The sequence below is a fragment of the bacterium genome, from assembly GCA_016703265.1.
Classification (GTDB): Bacteria; Krumholzibacteriota; Krumholzibacteriia; order LZORAL124-64-63; family LZORAL124-64-63; genus CAINDZ01.
Genome location: JADJCK010000009.1, coordinates 21,023 through 45,358, shown reverse-complemented (window position 1 = coordinate 45,358; position 24,336 = coordinate 21,023). Strand labels below are relative to the sequence as shown.

At 66.2% G+C, this 24,336-nt stretch carries 15 protein-coding genes; 1 reads left to right on the top strand and 14 read right to left on the bottom strand.

Features of this window, described 5'->3' with window-relative positions; translation table 11 throughout:
* Nucleotides 1–537 precede the first annotated feature (537 nt).
* The 7 genes from IPG61_16090 to IPG61_16060 all read right to left on the bottom strand — a co-directional run bounded on the left by IPG61_16090 (nucleotide 538) and on the right by IPG61_16060 (nucleotide 7,189).
* Nucleotides 538–1,098 (bottom strand): hypothetical protein, encoded by a 561-nt coding sequence (locus IPG61_16090; GenBank protein ID MBK6735561.1) that lies wholly within the window; start codon nucleotides 1,096–1,098, stop codon nucleotides 538–540.
* Nucleotides 1,099–1,226: 128 nt separating this feature from the next.
* Nucleotides 1,227–1,985: an ATP-binding protein gene (locus IPG61_16085; GenBank protein MBK6735560.1), complete on the bottom strand. Its 759-nt coding sequence runs from the start codon at nucleotides 1,983–1,985 to the stop codon at nucleotides 1,227–1,229.
* Nucleotides 1,979–3,562 carry an IS21 family transposase gene (locus IPG61_16080; GenBank protein ID MBK6735559.1) on the bottom strand — a complete coding sequence of 528 codons (1,584 nt, stop codon included), beginning with the start codon at nucleotides 3,560–3,562 and terminating at the stop codon, nucleotides 1,979–1,981. The genes IPG61_16085 and IPG61_16080 overlap by 7 nt, the downstream gene beginning before the upstream one ends.
* 76 nt (nucleotides 3,563–3,638) lie before the next feature.
* Complete coding sequence (locus IPG61_16075) at nucleotides 3,639–4,376, bottom strand: hypothetical protein (GenBank protein MBK6735558.1); 738 nt, start codon at nucleotides 4,374–4,376, stop codon at nucleotides 3,639–3,641.
* A 374-nt stretch (nucleotides 4,377–4,750) separates the two neighbouring features.
* A complete protein-coding gene (locus IPG61_16070; GenBank protein MBK6735557.1) occupies nucleotides 4,751–4,927 on the bottom strand; it encodes a hypothetical protein in 177 nt (58 codons plus the stop codon).
* Nucleotides 4,928–4,988: 61 nt separating this feature from the next.
* A complete protein-coding gene (locus IPG61_16065) occupies nucleotides 4,989–5,615 on the bottom strand; it encodes a hypothetical protein (GenBank protein MBK6735556.1) in 627 nt (208 codons plus the stop codon).
* A 212-nt stretch (nucleotides 5,616–5,827) separates the two neighbouring features.
* Nucleotides 5,828–7,189 carry a caspase family protein gene (locus tag IPG61_16060; GenBank protein ID MBK6735555.1) on the bottom strand — a complete coding sequence of 454 codons (1,362 nt, stop codon included), beginning with the start codon at nucleotides 7,187–7,189 and terminating at the stop codon, nucleotides 5,828–5,830.
* Nucleotides 7,190–8,291: 1,102 nt separating this feature from the next.
* On the opposite strand from IPG61_16060, the gene IPG61_16055 reads away from it, so the two are divergent.
* Complete coding sequence (locus tag IPG61_16055) at nucleotides 8,292–9,164, top strand: hypothetical protein (protein MBK6735554.1); 873 nt, start codon at nucleotides 8,292–8,294, stop codon at nucleotides 9,162–9,164.
* A 155-nt stretch (nucleotides 9,165–9,319) separates the two neighbouring features.
* Here IPG61_16055 and IPG61_16050 read toward each other — a convergent pair whose 3' ends face one another.
* The 7 genes from IPG61_16050 to IPG61_16020 all read right to left on the bottom strand — a co-directional run bounded on the left by IPG61_16050 (nucleotide 9,320) and on the right by IPG61_16020 (nucleotide 24,248).
* Complete coding sequence (locus tag IPG61_16050) at nucleotides 9,320–10,696, bottom strand: amino acid permease (GenBank protein ID MBK6735553.1); 1,377 nt, start codon at nucleotides 10,694–10,696, stop codon at nucleotides 9,320–9,322.
* 181 nt (nucleotides 10,697–10,877) lie between these two features.
* Complete coding sequence (locus IPG61_16045; protein ID MBK6735552.1) at nucleotides 10,878–12,956, bottom strand: S9 family peptidase; 2,079 nt, start codon at nucleotides 12,954–12,956, stop codon at nucleotides 10,878–10,880.
* A 196-nt stretch (nucleotides 12,957–13,152) separates the two neighbouring features.
* A complete protein-coding gene (locus tag IPG61_16040; protein ID MBK6735551.1) occupies nucleotides 13,153–13,890 on the bottom strand; it encodes a hypothetical protein in 738 nt (245 codons plus the stop codon).
* A gap of 103 nt (nucleotides 13,891–13,993) precedes the next feature.
* The gene (locus tag IPG61_16035) at nucleotides 13,994–15,682 is read right to left on the bottom strand and encodes a M28 family peptidase (GenBank protein MBK6735550.1); all 1,689 of its coding nucleotides are present in this window, start codon (nucleotides 15,680–15,682) and stop codon (nucleotides 13,994–13,996) included.
* A gap of 136 nt (nucleotides 15,683–15,818) precedes the next feature.
* Nucleotides 15,819–20,099, bottom strand: a complete 4,281-nt coding sequence (locus IPG61_16030; protein MBK6735549.1) for a proprotein convertase P-domain-containing protein — start codon at nucleotides 20,097–20,099, stop codon at nucleotides 15,819–15,821.
* 354 nt (nucleotides 20,100–20,453) lie between these two features.
* Nucleotides 20,454–23,027, bottom strand: a complete 2,574-nt coding sequence (locus IPG61_16025) for a metallophosphoesterase (GenBank protein ID MBK6735548.1) — start codon at nucleotides 23,025–23,027, stop codon at nucleotides 20,454–20,456.
* 141 nt (nucleotides 23,028–23,168) lie between these two features.
* Nucleotides 23,169–24,248 (bottom strand): response regulator, encoded by a 1,080-nt coding sequence (locus IPG61_16020; protein MBK6735547.1) that lies wholly within the window; start codon nucleotides 24,246–24,248, stop codon nucleotides 23,169–23,171.
* Between the last annotated feature and the right edge of the window lie 88 nt (nucleotides 24,249–24,336).

Sequence of the window (24,336 nt, the reverse complement as noted above, 5' to 3'; positions counted from 1 at the left end):
GCTTCTAGGTGGCGCAGGGGGCGGCTTGTCGGTCTGGCGGGTCTCGCCGGCACTCTGGCGCGCCACGCTCACGGTTTGGCAGGATCGCCCAGGTCATCGCCTACCTTTATGATATCGTGGAAAAGAATGACACCGCGCTTGAGTGTGTGCGCAAACCCTTCGGTGATTTTGTGGTTGACTGCGTGGGCCTGGTCACGGATTCAACGGGGATGTCCTGTCGCGAGCGAAAGGCGGCAGCTCACAAATGGCTGGCCGGCGTGTGACAGGGCCGAAGGAAATGGCGCTCATCGTCAAGTCCGCGGACAGGCTGGACAACCCGATCTACTGCCGCCACACGGGGGATCTGAAGCGATGGAAAATGTACCGTCGTGAGTACGAGGCCTTTCGGGCGGTGGTGTACCGCCCGGGGCTGTGCGAGTCGATCTGGAGCGCCCTGGATACGATTGCGCCCACGGCATCGGAATCTTCTCGAAAATGAACGGCGTCGTATTGTGCGCGGAGCCCGGCGGCACAAACCGGGCCCCGCATTTTTGCGTCCTACCTGTTCTTCGGTTCCAGGATCACATAGTCGCCGACCTTCACGCCCTCGCCACCTTCGATGATTTCGCAGGTCGAGGTCTTTTCGCCCGCGCGGGTGATGCGGATCGCACCGTTGGGAGTCTCGATGTATTCCAGGATGACCGACGGATCGTCGGGATCCGGGATCCCCTCGCCCTTCGTAACCAGCTGCAGCTCCAGCCCCTCCCGCAGGCCGATGTTCTTGCCGGCGTTGATGATCAGCGGCGAGACCATGGCCACCGCTCCGGTCCAGGGCACGTCATCGACACTCAGCGTCAAGAAGTAGGCGATCTTGTTCGCGCACGACTGCAGGGCGTCCGCCAGCGATGCCGCCTTCTTCTGGTCGATGCCGGCACCCCCGCCATAGATGCCACCCGTGGCGCCCTTGAGGATGCCGCCACCGATCTTCAGGCCCGAGCTGCTGGAGGTCCCGTCCACGGTCATGTCGTGCGCAACAATGCCCGACGTGGCGTTGACCAATCGAACGTTTAGGCGGCAGAAAGCTACCTTGCCTGATACGCCAACGCTCCCGATGCCCAAGGTGCGTATTCCAGTGATTTCGGCCACCCGTTCCGATCGATTCCGGCCGCGCAGTCCAGTCCATTCCGGCCACCTGTTCCGACGTATTCCGGCCACCGCCGGAGCGTAGCGACGCAGGGATCTCATTCTTAGCCCGCCTCCGCAGTCGCGGTCAACGTTTCTCCTTTCTTTTTGCGCAGGGACTCGCCCGTCAACTCGATCTTGTGCGCGTTGTGGATCACCCGGTCCAGGATCGCGTCAGCCAGCGTTGGGTCATCCAGGTACTGGTGCCAGGTGCTGACCGGCAGTTGGCTCGTGATCAGGGTCGACCGCGTCTGGTAACGGTCATCGAGGACCTCGAGCAGGTCCCGCCGGTTCTCTGGCGTCAGTGGCGCCAGTCCCCAGTCATCGAGCACCAGCAGGTCGGCGCGTGCGAGCTTGGCCAACCGCTTCCGGTAGCTGCCGTCGGCCTTGGCGATCTCCAGATCGTGGCACAGCCGCGGCAGGCGCTGGTACGTGACCCGCTGCCCGTGACGGCATGCCTGCTGCGCCAGCGCGCAGCCGAGGTACGTCTTGCCGACGCCGGTCGGTCCGGTGATCACCACGTTCAGATTCTCCTTGATCCATTGGCACGACGCCAGGCTCAACACCAGCGTCTTGCTCAGCCCGCGACGACTGCGGTAGTCGATGTCCTCCGTGCACGCCGGCAGGCGCAGACGCGCCTGCGTCAGGCGGGTCTTCAGTCGGCGGTTCTCGCGGGCGGCCTCTTCCCGATCGACCAGCAGCCCCAGCCGATCCTCGAAGCTCAGGCTGGATGCGTCCGGGGTCTGCAGCTGGTCGACCAAGGCGTCGGCCATCCCGCCCAGCTGCAGGTCGCGCAGCTTCTCCACCGTCGGATGGATCAACATGGGCGACCTCCCGCGGCGGCGAACGGCAGCACGGGCGCGTAGTAGTCGGCGCCCCGGATGTTCTCGTGCTCGATCGACGGTGTCGGCGGCACTGGCGACGGCAGCGGCTGCTGGTCCAGGCCGCTCTTGAGGATCGACCCCAAGCTCTTGCAGCTGCACGCGCCGGTCGCCAGTGCGCGCTCGCAGGCCGCTTCCAGACGAGCATTTCCGTACTGCTCGCCCAGTCGTATCACGCCCAGGCACGAACGGTAGCCTTGCTGGGGATGGGGCCGGCTCGCGATGATCCGCGTCGCCACCGCCGCCACCGCGCCACCAGCCTCGCCAGCCCAGCGCACCACTCGCTCCGGCGTCCACTCGGCGTGCTGCCGATGGTGCTCTGGCATGTGTTCGGGCAGCGTCGTGTAGCGGCCCTGCAAGTGGCTGCGCACGTGGCTCGCCACCCGACGGCCGCGATGCAGCACCTCTACCGTCGACGCCGTCACCCGCGCCTCGCAGCGAAGGCCCACCAGTTGATGCGGCACCGAGTAGTAGTGCTTGTCCACCGCCACGTGGTAGTCGATGTGCACCTTCACGCGCGGCCATTCGGCGTACTCGTACGGCGAACACGGCAATGGCCTGAGCGCCGGCCGATCCAGTTCTTCCCACAGACTGCGCCGACTGCCGGCCAGTTTCTGGAACCGCTTGTTGTTCAGCGCTTCCAGCAGTTCCGTGATCGCACGGTTCAGCTCGGCCAACGAGAAGAACGTCCGGTGCCTCAGCTTGGCAAGGATCCAGCGCTCGGCCAACTGCACCCCGGCCTCGACCTTCGCCTTGTCCTTCGGGCGGCATACCCGCGCCGGCAGCACCGCCACCTCGTAGTGACTGGCCATCTCCTGGTACGTCGGGTTCAGGTCCGGCTCGTAGAGGTGCGGGCTCGTCACCCCGGCTTTGAGATTGTCCGGCACCAGCACCTGCGGCACGCCGCCCAGGTAATGCAACGCCCGCACATGGGACGCAATCCAGTCCGGCAGCTTCTGCGTCCACGTCGCTTCGCAGTACGTGTAGTTGCTCGCACCAAGCACGGCGACGAACACCTGGGCCTGCCGGATCTCGCCGGTCAACCGGTCCACCACCGGCACCGTCGGGCCCGCGTAGTCGACGAACAGTTTCTCGCCCGCGCGGTGCGTCTGCCGCATCACCAGGTCCTGACGACCGCGCCACTGGCCGTACAACTCGCAGAACCGGCTGTACTGGTGACCTTCCGGATGCGCCTCCTTGTGTTCCTGCCACAGCAGGAACAGCGTCACGCCCTTGTGCCGCTTCAGCTCCAGATGCAACTGTGCCCAGTTCGGCTGCGGCCGCTGATCGGCCGGCAGCGACGACGGCGGCGGGAACAGCAGCGACTCCAGCGCCGCGTCATCCAGATCCTCGGCCAACGGCCATGTCAGACCCGCCGCCTCCGCCAGCCGCAGATATTCCGCCACCGTGCTACGCGCGATGCCGCAGCTGTGGGCGATGGCCCGGCTGCTCAGGCCGCAGCCTCTTTTCAAACGCAGGACTTCTTTGATCTTTCGCATGGACAACCGCTCTCTGGGCACCTCGGCTCCTTCTGCTCGGCGTGGCGAGTGAAGAAGCACGGTACCCGCTGGGGTGTCCTGCGTCGCTGTCGGCCGTCTACCCTGCCAGGGGTGGCCGAATTGCGTCGGAATCGGTGGCCGGTTTCGGTCGGAATGGGTGGCCGAATTGAATCGGAATGGGTGGCCGATTTGCGTCGGAATCAGTGGCCGATTTCAGTTGGAATACGCACAAGGTCCCGCCACCGATCCCGCCGGCGATACCGGTGATGTCCTTGGATTCCTTTTCCGGGTTGATCTCGATGATCGTGGCCTTGACCACGAAATCTGCACCCTTCAGGTGTCCGACCGCCGGGGCGGTCTTGCTGTCGACCATACCGCTCTGGCCCATCTGCTGCTCGTCGAGGACATTGGACTGGGCCGACGTGCGTTCGAGCATCGTGAAGCGGTTGGTCCTTCCCAGCGCCTGCCGAACAATGTCCTCCACGTGGCTGAGCGGCGACGCGTCCGGCTGTTCCCGGCCTTCGTTGAAAAGCGACGCCAGAGTGCGCAGGTATTCATCCTGGATCGGAGGCAGATTCTCCTGCCGTTCCTGCGGTTCGGAGAAGGTCACCGCCAGTCGCGGCTTGAATCCACCCGGGAATGCCGGATAGCCAATCTTCAGCCACTCCTTGTCCTTGATTTTGGCCGTATCCTCGGGTAAGGGCTTCTGTTCATCCTTGCCTTGCAAATAGGGTCGGCCATCACCGCCGGGTTGGCTTTCAGCCGCGAGCAAGCCACTAGTGGCCGTGACCACGAAAATCATCGTCAACAAGGCGATGCTGTTCCTGAACCTCATAATTGTGCCTCCTGTCCGAACGACCGGAATCGATACGCCCATCAAGCCGGGCGCTTTCTTGCTGCGAATCCACTCCGCATGGCAACTTCACAGGTCGTGACCGCTCCCGATGTGTGACAGGGGGGGTGACGCCCCCTTGTCGTCCGCCACGGCCTTCGGCGGCGCGGGTCTGATCCCAATCGTCGCCGTGGATACGCACGCCCCGTGATTATACTGCCAATAGCGGCCCAATCTTCTCGTCAATAAAACGCAGCTGCCGGGGGGCGCCACAAATGATCGAAGCGTTGCGATCATCGGCTCTCAGCGGCGACCAGGGCGAAAGCCCCCGGTATTTGCAATTGTATTTTTTTATTGCCTATTGATACTGTTCTCAGTCAAAAATTGCGCTGTGGGTTGTTTTGTTGTTTCGCATATTTGGCCTCCAGATCAGGAGCGCTTGCCTTGGCGTGGCACGCGGCGATACCATACAAGGCCTCCGCCGCGCCGGCCACGGTCGCGGCAACGTAGAAGTCGGCGATCGCCGCTCCAGCTGTGTATCGCCTGTCGTTCATTCAGATTCTGCTCCCCAAGAAGCTAGCACCATTCGCCAGCGAAGAAACGGGACTTGCTTCGCTACCTGGCGGGACTGCCGAGGGGGCCCGCTCCATCGATATTCGGATCGACGTGAAGGTTCACTTTCAAGCGGTTGAGTTCGGCGATACGCGGAAGGACGACCGCCTGGTCATACTGACGGGTCACCTGAAGGACCTCGCCCTGCATTTGGCGGCTTTCTTCGTAGTCCGTATCGGCTGCACACACCTTTTCCATGTTATCGCACAGCATTTGCATATGTTCATAGTTCGACGAAAGCATAAGCAACGCCCACCTGCGCATCTGCGGGTCCGTGATGGCTGCACAGAGGAGTTCTGTGCTTACCAAAGAAGCGTGCATGGTCACAAGAGTTTCAAGTTGGCCCGAGAATACCAGCATGTTGTCCGCACGATCGAACGCCTGTTTCCCGCTTAACTCGCGGTAAACCTCGCTCACGTGATCCATTGCCTGGCCCCATCCTGCTGCCGCGTCGACGGCCCCCTCCAACAACGCGCGCAAGTCGTCCGTGGACCAACAGGGTACTTGATTGCCCTGCGCGCGAGCCGAACCCGGGAGCGCGGCTGCCGACAGGAGCATCCACAATCCCGCAAGCCGTGCCAGGAAGAATCCGGATCTTGCCCTGCCAATGCCGTCCCTTGAGCGCTTCATTCGATGTCTCCTTGTCTGGCCGGCAGGAGCTTTCGCGCTGCCGGTCCGTTTGGTCTGTGGCAGGGCCCATCCATCTCGACTCCGTTACGATCGCCAACAGGCGAGAATTGCGTGCCTGCCTGCTCGCGGTGGGCGACCTCCGGCATGGGATCGCTCCAAGAAGCCACCGCCACGGTGAGCCGGCTGGACGCCTGCCTTTTTGCGTGTTGTTGTCATTGGGTTTCGCCGCCCCGAAGTGCCTCCAGAAATCGCGACTGTTGTGGCGTCCCCACCAGAGCCGAGCAGGCCGCGCGCAGGGCGGTGCGGACCGACTCGTGTTCATCGAAGGCCGGGCGCGTGGCCTCCTGTTCCGCGATGCCGATCAGTTGACCCGATTCATCGAATACCTGCACCAGAACGCTCGCAATGCACTTGTAGCTGTCCGTCTGCCGGTAGTACTGCGTCGGCGTGGACACCTTGATCACAACCAGGTAGCGGGCGCCTATGTCCACCTGTGCGGTGCGTCCGCGCGATGGACCCAGAGCCGTGCTAACCGCCGACATCGTCGCTGCGGCGCCGGAGTCGACGAGCCTGTACTCCTCGGCGGGCACCGCTTTGGCAAATGCCCGCATCGCCAGATTCTCCTGGTCGCCCTCGATCGCCAGAACGACTCCCGGCGTGAGTTTCGCGCCGGGTGCTACGACGAGATCGTCTCCCAGCGTCTCCAGGCTTTCAATCGCCGGCGTGCTGCTGCGCGTCAGGGCTACGTCGTGACCCTGATGGAGAATGAATTGGGGCGACTGATCCGCCCCCGTCCAGCGCCTCGCGAAGCCGCTCACGCGGGAACAGACATAGTCCTTGGCTTCGGAGGCATACACGACCCCATCCTGATTGGCGTCCGCATCGCCGCAGAGCGCGCGCACGAAAAAATTGGTGAACACGCCGCCGGGCGGCGCCACGACCTCCATGGCGGACTGGTTAACGTCTGCGGCCGCCGCCGTTATGACATTGGCGCGGCCGGGCGCGGTTTCCTCGCTCTCGCCAGCCATGTCCCGGAATCGTACACTTCGCGGCGATCCGGACTGACAGGCGTCCAGCGCGATGACAATGGTGCCGTCCGGACACGCCATCTTGAGGCGGCTGCGCACGTCGGCCATGGAGATCAGTTGTTCCGTTAGCGGGCCGGTCGGATCCGCATCCATGGGGGCAATGTGGCTGAAGCGGTTGAGTTCCATTCCGTGTCCGGAAAAGTAGAACCACAGCGTGCCGCCCACCTGTGGAGTGGCAGCCAGCGCGTCGAGCGCGCGGAGGATATTTTCACGCGTCGGAAGGTCTGACTCGACTCCGGGTGCCATCGTGGAGAGAAACCGAACATCCTCGCCGTAGACCCCCCCCACGTCCGGGTTGGTAAGCATGCGATAGAAATGCCTCGCATCCGAGTCGGCGTGATCCAGCGACAGAACGTGACTGTATTCACTGACGCCGATGATGAGCGCGCGTCGCGCCAGCTCGGACGACGCGGCCACCTGGTGCGCACTTGCGGGCAGCATCGCGCAGGCCAAGAGCGCAACAATGAGGGTGCGGCAGCGGCGCATATCGTTCCTCCTCTCCGTCATTGTCCAGCCTCACGGGAACGTCCAAGTCAATCGACCCTGCCGAGCGGCAGTGGGTCCGTACTCCGCCCGCGCATCTAGGGCGTTCTTGAACTGGTCCAACTGATCCGATGTCGCGCGGGGCGCTGCTCTGTGACATGCGCTGTTGCCGGTGGGAACGGCCCGGCCATCACGCCTGACGATTAACCAGCCAGGATTCCCGATCAGATTGAAGGTCAACCGGAACCGCGGATCGCTGTATGGCGGTGACCCCAAATCGTCTTTGTATGCGCCCAGCCACTGCTTGGCCCCGATGAATAGGAAATTGAAACCACCATTCCCCCCGCCAAGCCATCGCGATAGCGCCTCGACACCCCACGAGTATTCCACAATGGCGCCCCGAAAGTCAATCGGCGCACCCCGCTCTCGCGCCTGACCGCCGTTTCCGCTCCGCGCAGCGCGTTCAAAGCATGTCGACCGTCGTCGGTTGGGACAATATCTTCTCTGGTGGCAGTCTTGCCACGGTCATCATTGGCAAGAGTGATGTGCAACTGCACGGGTGTCAGATCATGCACGGCGCTGGGGCGTCGATGAAGCTCGAGACGTATTCAACCCCGCCCGTCCGGATATTGGACATGACCAACAACTATTGGGGACGGACTCGGCCGCGACCATCGCCAGCTGGATCGTGGACGGGAATGACAACCCGGCGATATACGCGGTGGTGCAGTTTGAGCCGTTCGCGAACGGGCCGGTACCCACAGACTCTACTTTCTGGGGAGACCTGAAGGCCCAATTCCGATAAGGCGGGCGGACGCCATGCCCCTATGATGCCTATCCTCCTGGCGACGGAAAGGCCGATCGGCTTCTTGAATGGCCGCATCCAACTCAGGCGCGATCATGAATTCAGGAATGCGCTTGCCGCTCCCGTCCAGCAGCGGCCTTAGGTTCTATCCGGACGCATTGACCGGCGAGGCTGGAACTGCGACAATCGGGCGGGTGATTGTGATCTCAAGGTAACAGCGGTGCGCACCGACTTCCCGCCTGTGATCCGGTCGGACTGGTCGGTGAGAGATCGGCGCGCCGAAACCATAGAGGACTTGACATGCGCAACTGCTGGGCGGTTTTCGCCATCGTACTTCTAGTCGCCTCCTGCGGCGGCAACGACAAGGATTCGGGGCCGGCCGATGACGCGGACGCGACGCAATCGATCCGTTCAGATTACTCGGTGGGCTCTGGAGCGGAAACCTACCAATGCACACGAGTTGGTGTGGCAGCCACGACCTGGATCAAGAGGTTCACGCCGACTCTCGGTTCTGGAGTTTTCAGGGTCTGGCTCGCTGTCGATGAAACACCTGGTGCTGCGGGAACTGCCGCCTGCACCGCTGCGCTCGAGAGCGATTGGCGCCTTCTCTTCGTGGCGGGCACCGGCACGGGCGCGTTGACGCTACCGGATGATGTCGGGTTCAAGCTGAATCCGGGAGAGCAGCTGGTTCTGGTTGTGCACCTGGTAAATGACACGGCGGGTTCGCTGGCCGGGCACGCGACCATCGATTTGCTCATGGCGGGCGCTGCCGCCGGATATTCGGAAGCCGAGGGATTCCTGGCCGGCAGTGTTTCTCTGTCGATTCCCGCCGCACAAACGATCACCGTAACGGCTGAGTGTACGCTCGCAACGGCCACCAGCATCTTCGCGGTGATGCCGTACTCGAATCGCTACGGAACCCATGCGAAGGTCACTACCGGATTCCCCGATACCATCATTGTGGACGAGAGTTTCGATCTCGGCCAAACGCGGATCACATCCTTTGCGCCCGTCGCCCTCGGCGCCGGGGATCGAGTGAAGCTCGACTTCACTTATCAGAACACTTCCGGAGCGACGGTGATCTTCGGCGACAGTGCCGTGAATGAGCAGTGTTTCGTCATGACGTACGTCTCGCCGCCGATCGGCATGACCGATCCGTATTGCCTGGATTAGCCCCAAGCAGGGCATAGTCCCACCAGACAACGCTTGTGAATCCGCTTGCGGACAAGAAGGAGACCCCGGCCGCTGCAGGCCGGGGTCCTCGGAGAGGCAAGTCGCTGAACTACTGGCTGCTCCCTGTCACTTCCCGGGCGTGAGCACGCCTGAACCTACCTCGCGGCGCCGCGCCGCCGCCAGAACACCAGGTACACCGGCCACCCCAGCGCCGCGATCAACACGCCCGCCGCCGCACGCCAACCCTGGTCGTGCAGGTCGCTGCCGATCAGCGCCACCGTCACCAGGATGAACAGCACCGGCGTGACCGGGTACAGCCAGGTGCGGTAGTCCGAGAGGCGGCGGCCCTCGCGCTTCTCCCGCGCGCGCTGGCGGAAGAGCGCAGCCGTCGTCAGCGCGTAGAACAGCCAAGACGTCGTCACGAACCAGCCCGAGACATCCTCGAAGCTCCCGGACGCCCACAGCCACACGCACGACAGCCCCGCCTGCAGCCACAGCGCCAGGGCGGGCGTGGCGCGCTTGGGGTCGAGTGCGGCCAGCGGCTTCCAGAGCAGGCCGTCGGCGGCCATCGCCTGCGTCACGCGCGGGCCGGTCAGGATGGAGCCGTTGGCCGTGCCGAACGTGGACACGGCCACGAGCACCGCCAGCGCCTGCTGGCCCCAGGTGCCGAGGATGCGGCCGATCGTCTCCGAACCGACTGGTTCGATGGCGGCGACCTCGGCCGGCGACAGCACTGTGTAGTAGGCGAGGTTCGTCAGCACGTAGACGCCGATCACCAGCACCGTGCCGCCCAGAATGCTGAACGGCAGCGCGCGGCGCGGGTCCTTGATCTCGCCGGCCACGTACGTCGAGTCGGTCCAGCCGTCGTAGGCGAAGAGGATCGGGATCATCGCCAGCACCAGGCCCAGCAGCAGCGAGGGGTGGCCCGTGTTCGGGCCCGCCTCGGCCACCGCGCGGAGGGCGTCCTCGCCGGGGCCGGTGTGCGGCAGCGTGAACGCGCACACGCACAGCGCCGCGATGCCGAGCACCTTCAGCGTCGTGAAGATGGTCTGCGTGCGCACGCCCTCGCGCACGCCCAGCCAGTTGACGAACGTCAGCAGCAGGATGGCGGCGATGCCCACCGGCAACGCCGCAGCCCCGGGCAGCCCGGCGGCCTGGCAGAAGTAGAGCGCGAAGACGCTTGTGACCGAGGCGATCAGCGTCGGCTTGATCACCCACAGGTTGGCCCAGCCGAACACGAACCCGAAGGCGTCGCCGAAGCCCTCGCGGATGAAGACGTAGAGGCCGCCGGTCTTCGGGCGCGCCACCGCCAGCTCGGCCAGCACCAGCGAGCCGCACAGCGACAGGGCGCCGCCCAGGATCCAGGCCGCCAGGACCAGCGTCAGCGAATCGAGGTGCTGGCCTACCGTGTGGGGGCTGCGGAAGATGCCCGAGCCGATGATGTTGCCCACGGTGATGCAGGTTGCCGCATAGAGCCCGATCTGGCGCAGCGGCAAAACCGGCGCCGGGGCGGCTGGATTGGGACGGGTCATTGACCGCACTCCACGGGGCAGGGGGGACCGGGCGCTTCAGGGAGCGGGCAGTCTAGCACGGGGCGCTTGCCCGCGTCGACCCGCGTCGCATGGGCCGGACGTGTCCCGAAGCCGGCGAAAAGAAGCGCCCCCCGACCGCCGGGGCCGGGGGGCGCTGTCCGTTCGAACCGCGTTTCGCCGCCTACTTCAGCATCTTCCAGAGGTAGGAATAGGTCAGCGCCCACATGTAGGCCCGCTGGTTCAGGTTCGCGGCGGCGCCGTGCCCGCCCTCGGTGTTCTCGTAGTAGTAGACGGGCTTGCCCATGTCGGTCATGCGCTTGACCATCTTGCGGGCGTGGCCCGGGTGCACGCGGTCGTCGCGGGTGGAGGTGTTGAAGAACACCTTCGGGTAGGTCTTCGACTTGTCCAGGTTCTGGTACGGCGACCACTTCTGCATGAAGTCCCAGTCGGCGGTGTCGGGGTTGCCGTACTCCTCCATCCAGCTCGCGCCGGCCAGCAGCTTGTTGTAGCGCTTCATGTCGAGCAGGGGCACCTGGCAGACGACCGCGTTGAACAGCTCGGGCCGCTGCGTGAACGTGGCGCCCACGAGCAGGCCGCCGTTGGAGCCGCCCATGATGCCGAGGTGCGCGGGCGAGGTGACCTTGCGCGCGATCAGGTCCTCCGCCACGGCGATGAAGTCATCGAAGGTGTTCTGGTGGTTCTCCTGGACCGCGGCCTGGTGCCAGCGCGGCCCGAACTCGCCGCCGCCGCGGATGTTGGCCAGCACGTACACGCCGCCGCGCGCCACCCAGGCGTCGCCGGTGGTGCCCGAGTAGCCGGGGCGCATCGACACCTCGAAGCCGCCGTAGCCGTAGAGCACCGTCGGGTTGGCACCATTGGCCGTGTAGTCCTTCGGCATGAAGATGAAGTAGGGGATCTTCGTGCCGTCCTTCGACGTGGCTTCGTACTGCTCGACCTTCATCCCGGTCGCGTCGAAGTGCGTCGGCATCGTCTTGACGCGGCGGAGGGCCTGGCCCGGCTCCGCCAGGTACTGGCTCGACGGCGTGAGGAAGTCGTTGTAGCTGACGAAGAACGTGTCGTGGTCATCGCTGGTGGCGCCGGGGCCGCCCGTGCCGAGGCCCGGCAGGGCGATCTCCTCGCGGAGCCACTTGCCTTCGGACAGGGTCAGGCGATAGAGGCGGCTGCTCACGTTGTCCAGCGTGGACAGCAGCAGGTGGTTGCGCGTGGTGCTGACGCCGCCCAGCGAGACGCGCTCGCCCGGGGTGAACAGCTGCGTGAAGTCGCGGTCGCCGGCCAGGAAGTCCTCGACGCCGATCGCCAGGAGCGCGTCCTGCGGCCAGGTGTGTCCGCCGACAGTCCAGTCGGTGCGCAGCGAGACCAGCATCTGGCCCTTGAAGAAGCCCTGGAACTCGGCGTCAGCGGGGATATCCACCCTGACCAGGTGCCCGTCCAGCCGGAGATACGTCAGGCCGCGGAAGAACTCCGGCGTGCGGTTGATGATGTCGTAGGTCCCCTCGGGGGTCACGGCGGTGTAGCCGCCCACCGAGACATCGGTCTGCTCGCCCTCGAACACCGTGACGGCGCTCGTCAGCGGGGTGCCGCGACGCCACATCTTGACCAGGCGCGGGTAGCCCGAGTCGGTGAGCGAACCGGGACCGAAGTCGGTGCCCACCCACAGTGTGTCCTCATCCTTCCAGGAGGCCTGGGACTTGGCCTCGGGCAGGGCGAAGCCGCCCTCGACGAAAGCCTTGGCCACGGTGTCGAACTCGCGCACCACCGCGGCGTCGCCGCCGCCGCGCGACAGCGTCACCAGGCACAGCCGGCCGGCCGGCTGCAGGAAGTCGGCGCCCTGCCAGACCCAGTTCTCGCCCTCGGCTTTCGCCAGCGCATCGAGGTCGAGCACCACGTCCCACGACGGGCTGTCCTTCAGGTACTCGTCGAGGAACGTGCGGCGCCAGATGCCGCGGACGTGCTCGGCGTCCTGCCAGAAGTTGTAGAGCCAGCCGCCCTCGAAGTTCACGCCGGGAATGCGCGCGCGGTCGTTGTAGATCTCCAGCAGGCGCGCGTGGATGGGTTCGAACACGGGCACCGCCTCGAGTTCGGCGGTATCCTTCGCGCTGCGCTCCTTGACCCATTCGAGGGCCTTCTTGCCGTCGACTTCCTCGAGCCAGAGGTTGGGGTCGTCGGCCTGGGCGCACGCCGTCGCGGCCAGGGACGCCAGGAACACCAGCGCCAGCAGGGCGGCCAATCTCGATCGCATCGTCGTCTCCAAAGGGTTGCGTGCCGTTGTCGGGGGGTACGCGGGAAGCGGTTACGAATGTAACAGATGGGCCGGCGCTGCGGAAACCCGAACGTGCCCGGGGCCGCCGCCTTGCCGAAGGGGCGGGCGCCCCATAAGCGACGCGGCCCCCGGGCATTGCTCCCGGGGGCCGCTCCATATCTCGCCTGCGCGGCGGCTATTCGCCGATCAGCGCCAGGATCTTCGCCTTGTCGACGCCCTTCGCCCACTCGGTGACGACGGCTTCGGGGCCCTGGAGCTCGACCACGATCGTGCGCACCGCAGTCTTCTGTTTGGCCGCCGCGTGGAGTCCCTCGCCCAGGTCCACCAGCGAGACCGTCTGGGTGTCCGCGAGCGCCTTCGGGTCGAAGGCGAGCATCAGGTGCGTGTTGTTGTCGGAGCTCTCGGTGCGCAGCGCGATGGCGCCGGGCGCTTCCCAGATGACACCCTCGGGGTCGATCTTCTGGTGCGGGTTGGTGTTCAGGATCACATTGACCTGCACCTTCGACATCTCCGCGCCCATGGCCGACATCATCGTGGTCTGCATCTCGGTGGTCAGCCGCTGGATCTCGGCGAAGTCGCCCTTGGACTGGGCGGCCATCATCTTCGTCTGGTACTCCTGCGCAAGCTGCTCGCCGCTCTTGCCGCTGGTGAACTCGAACTCACCGCGGGTCTGCGTCAGGTAGAAGACACCCGACGACTTGTCGATGCCCATCGACGTGGGGAGATCGAACTCCTCCTTCGACTTGGCATAACCGGCGGGAGGGGCACCCAGCGCGTCGACCACGGCCTTGACGCTCGTCTTGAGCGCGAGCGCTTCGTTGCGCGTCACGGGGTCGTCCTGGCCTCCGTCGGCCAGGAGCAGCGCCGGGACGGCCAGCATCAGCAGGATCATGAGTGGCAGTGCTTTTCTCATTACCATCTCCTTGGGGGGAATCGGGACTTCGGCGGGGAGTCTAGACCGCCGGCCGCCGCGGATCAACACCGCGGTCCGGCCGGCGGCCGACATCGGCAGGCAGCTACCGGACGAGGTTGAGCTTCACGCTCGCCGGCTCGCCGCCGTTGCCCAGCTCGAGGCGGCACACGTAGCTGCCGCTGGACTGCGACCGGCCCGCATCGTCGAGGCCGTCCCAGGTGAACGCGTGCGCACCGGCGTCCAGCGATCCGCCGGCCAGCTCGCGCACCTGGCGTCCGGCCAGGTCGTACACGGCCAGGCGGGCCGCGTTCGCCGGTTCCCGCAGGGAGAACGAGATTTCGACACGCGGATTGAACGGGTTCGGCGCCGCGCTCAGCACGGGCCGGGCGCCGGCCGGCACGTCGCCCGTCCCGGCCACGTAGTCGGGCAGCAGCCCGGCAACGTCGGCCAGGGTGGCCGCGTCCGCGCGCGCGATCTGCGTGGCGATGGGCGCCGTGGCCGTGATGGCGGCCCAGGTGTCGGTCGTGCGGTGGTAGGGGGCGTAGCTGTCGTAGTCGTAGTCGATGGACAGGAAGGCCGGGATGCCGGCGTCCTGGAATGGAACGTGATCGCTGCCCCAGCTGTAGTAGTCCTTTTGCCTCCCGATGTCGGTGAAGGCGTCGACATTGCCGGCCATGATCGTCATCAGCCATTCCCAGGGCGTCTCGCCCTCGATGCGCATGGCATAGTTGGCGCTGTAGTACGCGACCATGTCGTGGATGATCGCGGCGACGATATCGCGACCCTGCGACACCGCGGTGTTGACGAAGCGCTGGCTGCCAATCAGGCCCTGCTCCTCGGCGTCGAACAGGACGAACTGGATCGAGCGTTCGAAGTCACGCGGGGCGGCGATGCGGGCCAGCTCCAGGACCAGCGCCGTGCCGGAGCCGTTGTCCTCGGCGCCCGGTGCGGAGGTGCTGGTGCTCTGGGAAATCGAGTCGTAGTGCCCGCCCACGATCACGTACTCGGACGGTGTCACCGTGCCGAGCTTCGTCGCGACGATGTTGCGGCAGGCGTAACCGCCCTGCGTGAAGGACTCGAACGTGACCGTGTAGCCCAGCGCGGCCAGCTTGGCGGCCATGTAGTCGGCGGCCAGCGTGTGCTTGGCCGAGCTGATGTGCCGGTTGTTGACCGACTGCAGTGCACCGTTGTGCCAGAACAGGGCCGCGCCGCTGATCTCCTGGATGGTCTGGAAGATGGCGGGCTGGCTGATCATGTCGACGAACGCCGCCTTCTGCGCCGCATCCTTGGCAGCGGACGGCATGACGGGCCGCGAACGCACGCGATCCCAGCCGGCAGGCGGCGCCTCCAGGGGCAGGCGCTCGCGGCACAGGTCGAGGTGGGCGAAGTCGCGGAGGTTTTCCGCCGGCACTTCGATCACCCAGGCCGACCCGGTGGCCAGGTGGATGTGGGCGATGCCTTCCAGCTGGGCCTCGATCTCGGCCGCCGGATGCCGATGGCCCTTCGGCTGGATCAGGTACCATTCGGAACCCGCGGACTTCGCCGTGAACGGCGTGCCGAAGCGGTTCCCGGCGCCGGGCGCCAGGCGGTCGGTCACCAGCAGTCCCTCGGGCAGCTCCCGTACGAGCACCGAAAGGTCGGATCCACCGACCGGCGCCGCCTCGCGGGTGGCGCCGGGCAGGAAAGCGACTCCGGCAGCCGATGAAACGGCGGGTGCCAGAAGTGCCGGGCAAACAGTGGCCACGAAGGCTGCGAAGGCTATGCGGCGAACCGCGGGCGACGATCGGAACATGACTCAATCCCCCCGGAGAGAAGGGCCGCCGTCCGCGGCGCGGTCAGCGGCCCGTTGTCGTCGATGAATGCTTCGTCGGTGGCGGCGACCCGGCTCCGTGGCCGGGCCGCCGCACCGAACGATGGCTGTCTGCTCTCTACTTCACCAGCATCATCTTGCCGGTAGCCGACTGGGTGTCGGTATCGACGCGATAATAGTAGACGCCGCTGGCCAGGCGATGACCGGCGTCGTCCGTGCCGTCCCACTGGTAGGTGTGGGTGGCGCGAACGAGGTTGTCGTCAGCCAGCGTGCGGACCGCACGGCCACTCAGGTCATAGATCCGCAGCGCCACATGGCCGTCGCGCGGCAGGTCGAACTTGATGGTCGTCAACGGGTTGAACGGATTCGGGTAGTTGCCGTAGAGCGCGAACGCCGTCGGCAGCGACCCGGCTCCCACACGGTACTCGATCTCGGTTCCGACCGCGATCTCGGATCCGCCGCGCACCACGCCGACACTGTAGAACAGCGCCGTGCCCACGGCGAAGTCCGCGGACTGGTCCACGAACTCGACGCGGCCGTCACTGGCCATCACCAGCGAATCGTTGAGGCGCGTCCGGATCCCGGCCTGGGTCCGGCGGTAGACATTGAAGCCGTCGGCCATGCCGGGCGCGACGTTCCAGCTCAACTGCGGGCGGCCGCCGTTGACGGCCACGGTCACGTTGGGCACCTCGTTGGCCACCACATAGCTGGTGACCTTCGTGTTCAGGCACCAGCTGTTCAGGGTGCCGGTGTCCGAACCGGCGGCATCGACCAGGTGCAGCGTCCACATGCCGATGGGGAACTGGCCGGCGAAGTCGGCCAGCGTACCCGGGCCGTCCACGGCCGTGTCGACGCCGAAGTGCGCGACGATGTTGTCCGTGGAGCCGCCCGTCCGGTTGTGCAGGCGGACGGTGGTGCCCAGCGGCGACGTCAGTTCGAGCACGAGGTCGCCCTTCCAGGTGTGCGTGACGTTCACCGAGCAGGTGATGCCGGCAAGGATGTCGCCGTCGGTCACCATCAACTGCGTGGAGACGCCGGTCGGGTTGTTGTCGGGAATGGCCAGGCTGGGGCTGGCGCAGTACGAGAACTCGGTAATGGGTGCCAGGCCGAAGTTCACGTCGGTCGCGTGCTGCCCCGCGGCCAGCGTGACCATCTGCGGCGCCGAGCCGTAGCCGGCCAGCGTCGCCGTCACCGTGTACGTGTTCGCGTAGAGGCCGCTGATGGTGTAGGTGCCGTCGAACGCCGTCGTCGCCGTGAACCCGCCCGGGTTCGCGGTGATCAGCACGCCGCCGTTCGAGCCGCCCAGCACCGTGACCTCGCCCGAGATGCTCGCGGTTCCGCCGAGTTCGGGCGTCGTCAGGAACAGCGCGGTGTTCTGCAGCAACTCGGCTGCCTCGGCCTGGTCCGTCAGCGCCGCGTAGTTGAACGCGAAGTTGACGATCTGGGCACTGGCCGGGTCAGGGGTGTTGTCGTACACCGCAATGCCGGCGCTGTTCGGGTAGTTCGTGGTGCCCATCACGACATAGGCGTCGGCGGCTGCCACGTACGCATCCTCGTCGCCGTAGCCGGTGTAGCTGATCGCCAGCGGGCTGGCGACCGTGAACGGCAACGACATGATCGGGTGCGTGGCCATGCCCGCGCGCACGACAAGCGGGCCGGCGCTGTCGGAGTTCCACGTCGTGCCGTGCACCACGTTCGTCTTGAACGTCGGGTAGCCCGGCGAACTGATGGCATCGTAGGCCACCTCGCCGCCTTCGAGCAGGAGCTTGCCGCCCGCCGCCACGTAGGCCTCGAGGGCTGCGCGGTAGGGAGCGCCGGCGACCGGGCTGGTGTTGGCACCCGACGACGAGATGATGAAGCTGTAGCCGGGCCAGGTCGCCGGGTCGCTGGTCGCGGCCGGCTCCTGGTAGACGACCCAGCCGGCCGTCGTCAGCACCGAGGCCATCGCGTTGGCCGCGGCGCCCTTGGACGCCTCGTCCCGCACGTGCACCGGCAAGGCGCCCTTGCTGTCGTCGTACTTTTCGTCGGCCTGCGCCACCACGTCATCGTCGATGATCAGCACCACGCCGAGAGCATCGATGATCTGGAAGGTGTGCGGGCCGTTGACCGTCGTGTTGGCCATGCTGCTGCCGTCCACCGCCGTGATCGAGTAGGTGAACTCGTCACCGGCGACCAGGCCGGCCGCGGCTTCCGGGAAGGTGGCGGAGAACAGGTTGCCGCCCATGCTCGCCATTGCCAGCGCCGGCTGCGACACGCCGTTGAGCGTGTAGCTGACCGTCGCCGAACTGATGGCGCCGTTGTCGGTGATCGTCGCGTTCACCACGGCCGGCCACACCAGCAGCGGCTTGTCGGTGATCGCGTTGTGCGTGATCACGGGCGCCTGCGAGTCCGGGCCCACCGCGAAGCTCAGCACGGCGGCCGGGGCCGACGCGGGCAGCGACGCCGCGATGCCGGAGGCATCCACGACCGACAGGTAGTACTCGACCGTGCCGATGGCGCCGGGGCCGGGCAGGTCGCCCGCCCACTCGTCGAAGCCGCCGGTCGGGTTCATCACGACTTCCGTGAACGCGCCCGCGTTGCCGTAGCGATAGTGCAGCTTCACGGCGTCGGGGGCGGTGATCGGGCTCGTGTGCGTGATCGTCGTCACCAGGTGGTACGGGCCGAAGAGGTCTTCGGTGTCACCCTGCTGGGCATGCGTGAAGTTCAGCAGGTACGTGGGCCCGATGCCCCGGCCGCCGAAGGCCTGGTAGATGTAGCCGACGTGCGCACCGGCGTACAGGGCCTGGTCGGCGGCCACGATGCCGTCGGCGTAGTCCTGGAAGGTGGCGCTGGTGCCCGTGTAGAACATGCCCTCGATCACGAGGCGGTCGCCCACCGTGGGGCCGACCAGGTTGCGCAGGTCCCACCACGCGGCCGAGATGATCTCGCCGTCGGAGTGCACCTGGTTCACGATGTCCTCGGGGTAGTGCTTGGTGGTGTCGGTGCGGCGCAGGAAGGGCGGGGGGCCGGCATTGTAGGCCGTGGCGTCCCATTCGCCCACCAGCGGGTTGTTGCCCAGGGCGGCGCCCAGGTAGTCGCCGAAGCCCTCGCTGATGGCGCCGGATTCGCCCGCGTAGACGAAGCCCGGCACGATGTCGTTGTGGATGGCATGGCCGTACTCGTGGACGACGATCTCGCCGTCGTCGGAGTCGTCGACGCCGCCGTCGCCGTAGCGGATGCGGTCCTGCGACGGGCTGTAGTCGGAGTTGTCGTCCTCGCCCTGGTGGGCGTAGCAGTTGGTCACGCGGTCACGGGCGTTGAGGATGCCCAGCGACTGCATGTACTCCTGCCAGTAGTTGATATGGTAGTAGACGTTCACTTCCTGGAAGTGTCCGTTGGCGAGGAGCGCGCTGTAGTTGTAGGTCAGCGTGGGCTCGTTGGCACGGGGGGCGTCGGTATTGAAGACCTCGACCCAGGGGCCGGCCAGCAGGCCCGAGCCGCTGAGGTTGGTCAGGCTGACAGCATCGCGCGCCGTGTCGATGATCGCGTTGCCGTCGCGCCAGCCATAGCGGTCGGCGTGGTTGTTCAGCGGGTTGGCGATGAAGGCCAGGCCGGTGCCGATGGCCTTCGCGCCCTTGGCGCCGCCCAGGTTCATCGGGTCGGGCGTCATGGGAGCGGTCGGCGGGTTGATGCTCGCCGGCTTTTCCTCGGGCTTGAGGCAGATGATCAGGTCGCGGCGCGAGATTTCGGCGCCGTTCGCCGCATCGACCATGATTTCCCAGTCGCCGTACGGGTTGTAGGTGGCCGTCTCGGTGCGCCAGGCCAGGCGACCGCGGTTGCCCTCGCGCAGGACGACCAGGTCGGCCTTCGGTTCGACGCGCGTGAGGCCGTCGCCGCCGATAATACGGGCCGCCGCCGCCAGGGCCGAGGCGCGGTCCAGCGACACGGCACTCGCGGCCAGTTCGAAGCCGACATCGCCCAGTTCGTTGGTCACGAACAGGACCTGGCCGTCGTGCGTCAGGTGTGTCACCACGTACCCGCCGCGAACGGGAATGTCGCCGGCATAAGCCTGCATCCAGACATGGTCGCCGGACATCGACGAAGTCACGCGCACCAGCTTGAAGGTCAGGTTGCCGACCTGCACATCGCCGGCCTTGTCGCTGGCAGCGGGAGCGTCGAAGAGTGTCTGTGCGTTCTCGGCCACGAAGCGGGCCGCGATCTCTTCGGGAGTGCCGCTCATCGGCACGCGATGGGTATTGACAAGCTTGCTGGCGCCGCCGTTGGCGTGCCGATGGACAGTGGTTCCGAGATCCTGGCCGTTGGTGACGCCGAGCGTCGCATAGTCGGGCGTCGCGGCCATTGCCGTGGCGCCGATCAGGCAACCGAGCGTCATGAGGATGAATAATTGCCGAAGGGACATGATGTGTGCCTCCCCCCGGGGAACCGAAGCGAGCGGTTCCCCAATGAATACACAGAGAACCCGAGTAAAGACCGTAGCATATATTGGGAACGAATCTCAATAGCCTTGCCGCGGCACTGCTGCATGGTGCCGAGGCCGTTCGCGCCGAAGCCGGCCAGGCCGGGGCAGTGACTCCCGGACGGCCAAACGCCCGGCATGCCTAAGTCCAATTTCGAATGAGGCTTGCTGGTTGGCGAGGGGATTGACCGGCCGAAATCAGCGGGGGGCGCCGTTGGCGTCAGGATGGAAGAGGTCGCCGGGATAAACAGGTGCACCGGGACGCGCGGCTTCGCGGCGCCGCGCGTCCCAGGCCGTTCATCGCACCAGGCTCATCCTCGTGACGGCACGCTCTCCGCCGGCTTCCAGTCTCGCGAAATAGGTGCCCGAAGCCAGGCCGCGGCCCGAGGCGTCGCACCCGTCCCACACGACACCGTCGGTGCCGGCCGGCCGATCACCGTCGACAAGGGTGCGGACGAGGCGCCCGGCGAGGTCGAAGACCGCCAGATGTACCCGGCCCGCTGCCGGCAGGTCGAAGCGGATCGTGGTCGTCGGGTTGAATGGATTGGGCGTCGCGCCGTGAAGCACGAGAAGCGAAGGCGTGCGAGTGGCCTCCACGCCGGAGACCTTGTCGATGGTGAACGTGTCCAGCACGGTCGCGCCGTTGACGGCGGCGAAGCCGAGGCGCGTGCCGTCGATGGTGATGCGGCTGTACTGGAACGACTGCACCGCAATCAGAACGTTTTCCGAATTCGGCACCGGCGTGTGCAGCGGACCGCCACCGCCGCCGGTGGTGATGTGGTTGACGCCGTCGACGACCGCGCGCGCGTAGTAGTGGTTGTGCCCGGTGAAGACGATGGAGACGCCGTACTGCACGAACAGGGGCTGCAGGTAGGCCTGGACCGCGGCGTTGTTCGGGTGGCCGCCGCCCGCGCTCCAGCCCGGCTCATGCAGGACGACGAAGCGCCAGGGCTTGTTCGACGACATGAGGTCGTTGCGGATCCACTCGTACTGGACCGAGCCGGGTGCGTAGTTCACGTACTGGTCGACCACCGTGAAGTGCGCCGGGCCGTAGTCGTAGGACCAGTAGCGACCGTTGACGAACGGGTACGGCAGGTATTTCTGGAACAGGATCCCAAGGCCTTCGTGGTTGCCCATGCAGGCCTGGAACGGGACCATCGTGCCCATCCGGCGGACGTTGGCGTAGACGGCCGGGAAGTACTCGTTGTCCCAGCTCGTTTCGTCGTCGCCACTCGTGACGATGTCGCCGACCGAGACGACCAGCGTCTGGCGCTCGGGGTCGACGTCGATCGCGTGCATCATCTGGCCGACGACCTGGTTGTGGATGGAAGAGTTCGTCCGCGTGTCACCATAGGCGATGAACTTCAGCTTCGTGGTTCCCGGCGGCGGCGCCGCGCGGAACGAGCCGGTATACACGGTCTGGTCGAAAATGACGCGGAAATAGTACTTCTCGCCCGGCGTCAGCCCCGTCATCACGTAGGTGTGCTGGTGATCGGTGCCGAACTCGGCGGTCGGCACGCTGCCCAGCGTGTAGTTCGTGTCGAGACCCCACTCGAACGTGCAGGGCCAGGTCGATGGGGTCTGCCAGAGCACCTGCATCGTCGTCGGGTCCCCGGGCCAGATCAGGTACGGCGTCTTGCGCAGCGCGGCCACCGGTGGCGCCGTCGCCACGGTCCAGCCCTTCGTGTACCGCGGCGCTGCAACCGGCGTCGACACGCTGCGGCCGGCGCTGTTGGTGGCGGTGCAGTACCAGCTGACCACGGCGTTGCCTGCCTGGCCCGGCACCACCGTCTCGTAGATGCCGTTGCCCAGCGAGACGCCGGTCGAGTCGGCGTAGGCGCCACCATCGACGCTGTAGTGGAAGACCACCTCGGTCAGGGGGCTGTTGGAGACGACCCTGACCGAAAGCGGCACGGCCAGCCCGACCCAGGGAACAGCCGGCGCATGCGAGGCGGACGTGAACACGGGCGCCGACGGGAACGGCGATGAGGGGGCCGGCGGCGGCGTCGAGCCGATGACATCGACCCAGGTGACGTTCAGGTTCTCGCTGGTCTCGTCGTGGCCAGTCAGTCCGTTGCCGCCGGTGGGCACCTCAGCGCCCTCGTCGGTGCCCGTGCGCCGGAAGGCATGGCCGAAGGTGGGGCCGGCAGCGGCCACCGCGACCTGCGAAGCGACCGCGGTGTCGGGCAGGTAGGTCGAGGCGCCGACCGTGCGACCGGTCTTGTCGACGCGGATGCTGGTGCTGGTGCCCCAGGTGACATAGTCGAGGTCCTGCACCAGGTCGCTCACGCCGTCCCAGTTGTAGAGGACGATGCTCTCGGTCACGTCCGACAACGCCGGCACGTTGGTGCCGCCACCGCCCAGGCCGGCCCCGATGGAACCGGGAAACGCGGCCACCAGTTCGGAAACCGCGTCGGGCACGTAGTTCTCGTCCTCGAACAATTCGAAGTCGGGCAGCCGGCCGTAGGCGGCCACGTACTGTGTGCTGCCGCTGAGCGCCACCGAGATCGTCGCCCCGGCCGGCAGCACGTAGCCCTCGGGGAAGCGCGCGTGGAAGTCGCCGCCGACGCCGCCGCCCGGGTTGGCCGTCGTCGGGTTGTTCAACGCGATGTTGCTGTACAGCGTCAGGGGCAGCTGTGTCGCATCCGTCAGGTAGACGTTGCCCATGTCGACATCGCTGCCCGTCGGGTTGGTGATCGCGATGAAGGGGCTGCCGAACGTCGCGTAGGGCACCCGGGTCTTGACCACGAACTGGCTGATCACCAGATGGTCTGCGGTGGCCAGCGGGGCGGCGGCGGCCACAATCGCCGGCACTGAAAAGGCCAGGAGCAGCGCCGTGGCGAGGGCTGCGAACCGGGAATGAATGGTCATGGCGCGAGCTCCGTTCAATGGCGACCGCCGATGATCCGGCATCCAGGGGAAAGACGGGGCAATATAGCACACTTGGTGAGGTCACAGGGGGGCGAACGTACCCTTGCCATCGGCCCGTCCGGCGGGTCCGGCGGGCGAGGGTCAGGTGGCGATGGCCAGCGGGTCGGTTTCCGGCTCGGGCAGCAGTTCCTCGGCGGGGTACGCGTCCTTGATGGCACGCACCTCGTCGAGCCGTGCCATGAAGGCGCTGATGCAGACGGGATCGAAGTGCGAGCCGCTGCCCGAAGTCAGCAACTGCAGCGCCTCTTCGACGCTCCAGGCCTTCTTGTACGGCCGCGAACTGGTCAGGGCGTCGAACACGTCGGCAACCGCCACGATGCGGGCCGGCAAGGGGATCATGCCGGTGGAAAGGCCGAGCGGGTAGCCGGTGCCGTCGTACTTCTCGTGGTGGGAACGGGCGATGCCCGCGGCAATGCGCAGCATCTGCGAGGCACTGCCGCGCAGGATCTGGTAGCCGGTCTCCGCGTGCCCCTTCATGATCTCGAATTCGTCGGGGGTCAGTTTCCCGGGTTTCAGCAGGATGTGATCGGGAATGGCGACCTTGCCGATGTCGTGCATCGGGGCGGCCTTCATGATCAGGTCGCACTGGCCCGGGCGCAGGCCCATCTGGACGGCGATGAGGTGCGAATATCGGGCCATCCGCAGGATGTGGGCGCCCGTCTCCGGGTCGCGGAATTCCGCCGCCCGCGACAGCCGCGTGATCATCTCGTCCTCGCGCCGCGCAATCTCGGCCGTTGCCGTCGCGACCTCGGCCGCGAGGTGGGCCGCGCGGTCCGCCAGCAGGCGCTGGCTGTGGCGCAGGGCCAGCATGTTCCGCAGGCGGGCCCGGAACTCGATCGCGTCGACTGGCTTGGTCAGGAAATCGGTGGCGCCGCACTGCAGAGCTTCGTAGCGCGTCTGGCGATCCTGGTCGCCGGTGACCATCAGGATCGGCGTGTCGGACTTGTCGGGAAGCTCGCGGAAGCTGCGGATGAAGGAGATGCCGTCGATCTCCGGCATCTGGAAGTCGACGATGAGCAGGTCGACGTCGTTCTCGGTGCACCACAGCAGGCCCGCGAGCGGGTTCTGGAACGGCACGGGTTCGCCGTCGCCGGTCTTGCGCACGAGGCTCGTGACCAGCTGCAGGTTGACGGGGTCGTCGTCAACGATGGCGATCCGCATGCTATGGCTCCACGATAGGTCTGCCAAGGGTGCCGAAATGCGTTGATCTGCGTTATCGGCAGGCGGGAAGCGGACTTGAGGACGCGGT

What these genes read in the sequence shown, in the direction of transcription:
- IPG61_16085 (MBK6735560.1), bottom strand. Translation starts at nt 1,985, where the DNA reads ATGTTGATCCATCCGACGGTGGAGAAGCTGCGCGACCTGCAGCTGGGC.
- IPG61_16075 (MBK6735558.1), bottom strand. Translation starts at nt 4,376, where the DNA reads ATGAGGTTCAGGAACAGCATCGCCTTGTTGACGATGATTTTCGTGGTC.
- IPG61_16070 (MBK6735557.1), bottom strand. Translation starts at nt 4,927, where the DNA reads ATGAACGACAGGCGATACACAGCTGGAGCGGCGATCGCCGACTTCTAC.
- IPG61_16065 (MBK6735556.1), bottom strand. Translation starts at nt 5,615, where the DNA reads ATGAAGCGCTCAAGGGACGGCATTGGCAGGGCAAGATCCGGATTCTTC.
- IPG61_16060 (MBK6735555.1), bottom strand. Translation starts at nt 7,189, where the DNA reads ATGCGCCGCTGCCGCACCCTCATTGTTGCGCTCTTGGCCTGCGCGATG.
- IPG61_16055 (MBK6735554.1), top strand. Translation starts at nt 8,292, where the DNA reads ATGCGCAACTGCTGGGCGGTTTTCGCCATCGTACTTCTAGTCGCCTCC.
- IPG61_16050 (MBK6735553.1), bottom strand. Translation starts at nt 10,696, where the DNA reads ATGACCCGTCCCAATCCAGCCGCCCCGGCGCCGGTTTTGCCGCTGCGC.
- IPG61_16045 (MBK6735552.1), bottom strand. Translation starts at nt 12,956, where the DNA reads ATGCGATCGAGATTGGCCGCCCTGCTGGCGCTGGTGTTCCTGGCGTCC.
- IPG61_16040 (MBK6735551.1), bottom strand. Translation starts at nt 13,890, where the DNA reads ATGAGAAAAGCACTGCCACTCATGATCCTGCTGATGCTGGCCGTCCCG.
- IPG61_16035 (MBK6735550.1), bottom strand. Translation starts at nt 15,682, where the DNA reads ATGTTCCGATCGTCGCCCGCGGTTCGCCGCATAGCCTTCGCAGCCTTC.
- IPG61_16030 (MBK6735549.1), bottom strand. Translation starts at nt 20,099, where the DNA reads ATGTCCCTTCGGCAATTATTCATCCTCATGACGCTCGGTTGCCTGATC.
- IPG61_16025 (MBK6735548.1), bottom strand. Translation starts at nt 23,027, where the DNA reads ATGACCATTCATTCCCGGTTCGCAGCCCTCGCCACGGCGCTGCTCCTG.
- IPG61_16020 (MBK6735547.1), bottom strand. Translation starts at nt 24,248, where the DNA reads ATGCGGATCGCCATCGTTGACGACGACCCCGTCAACCTGCAGCTGGTC.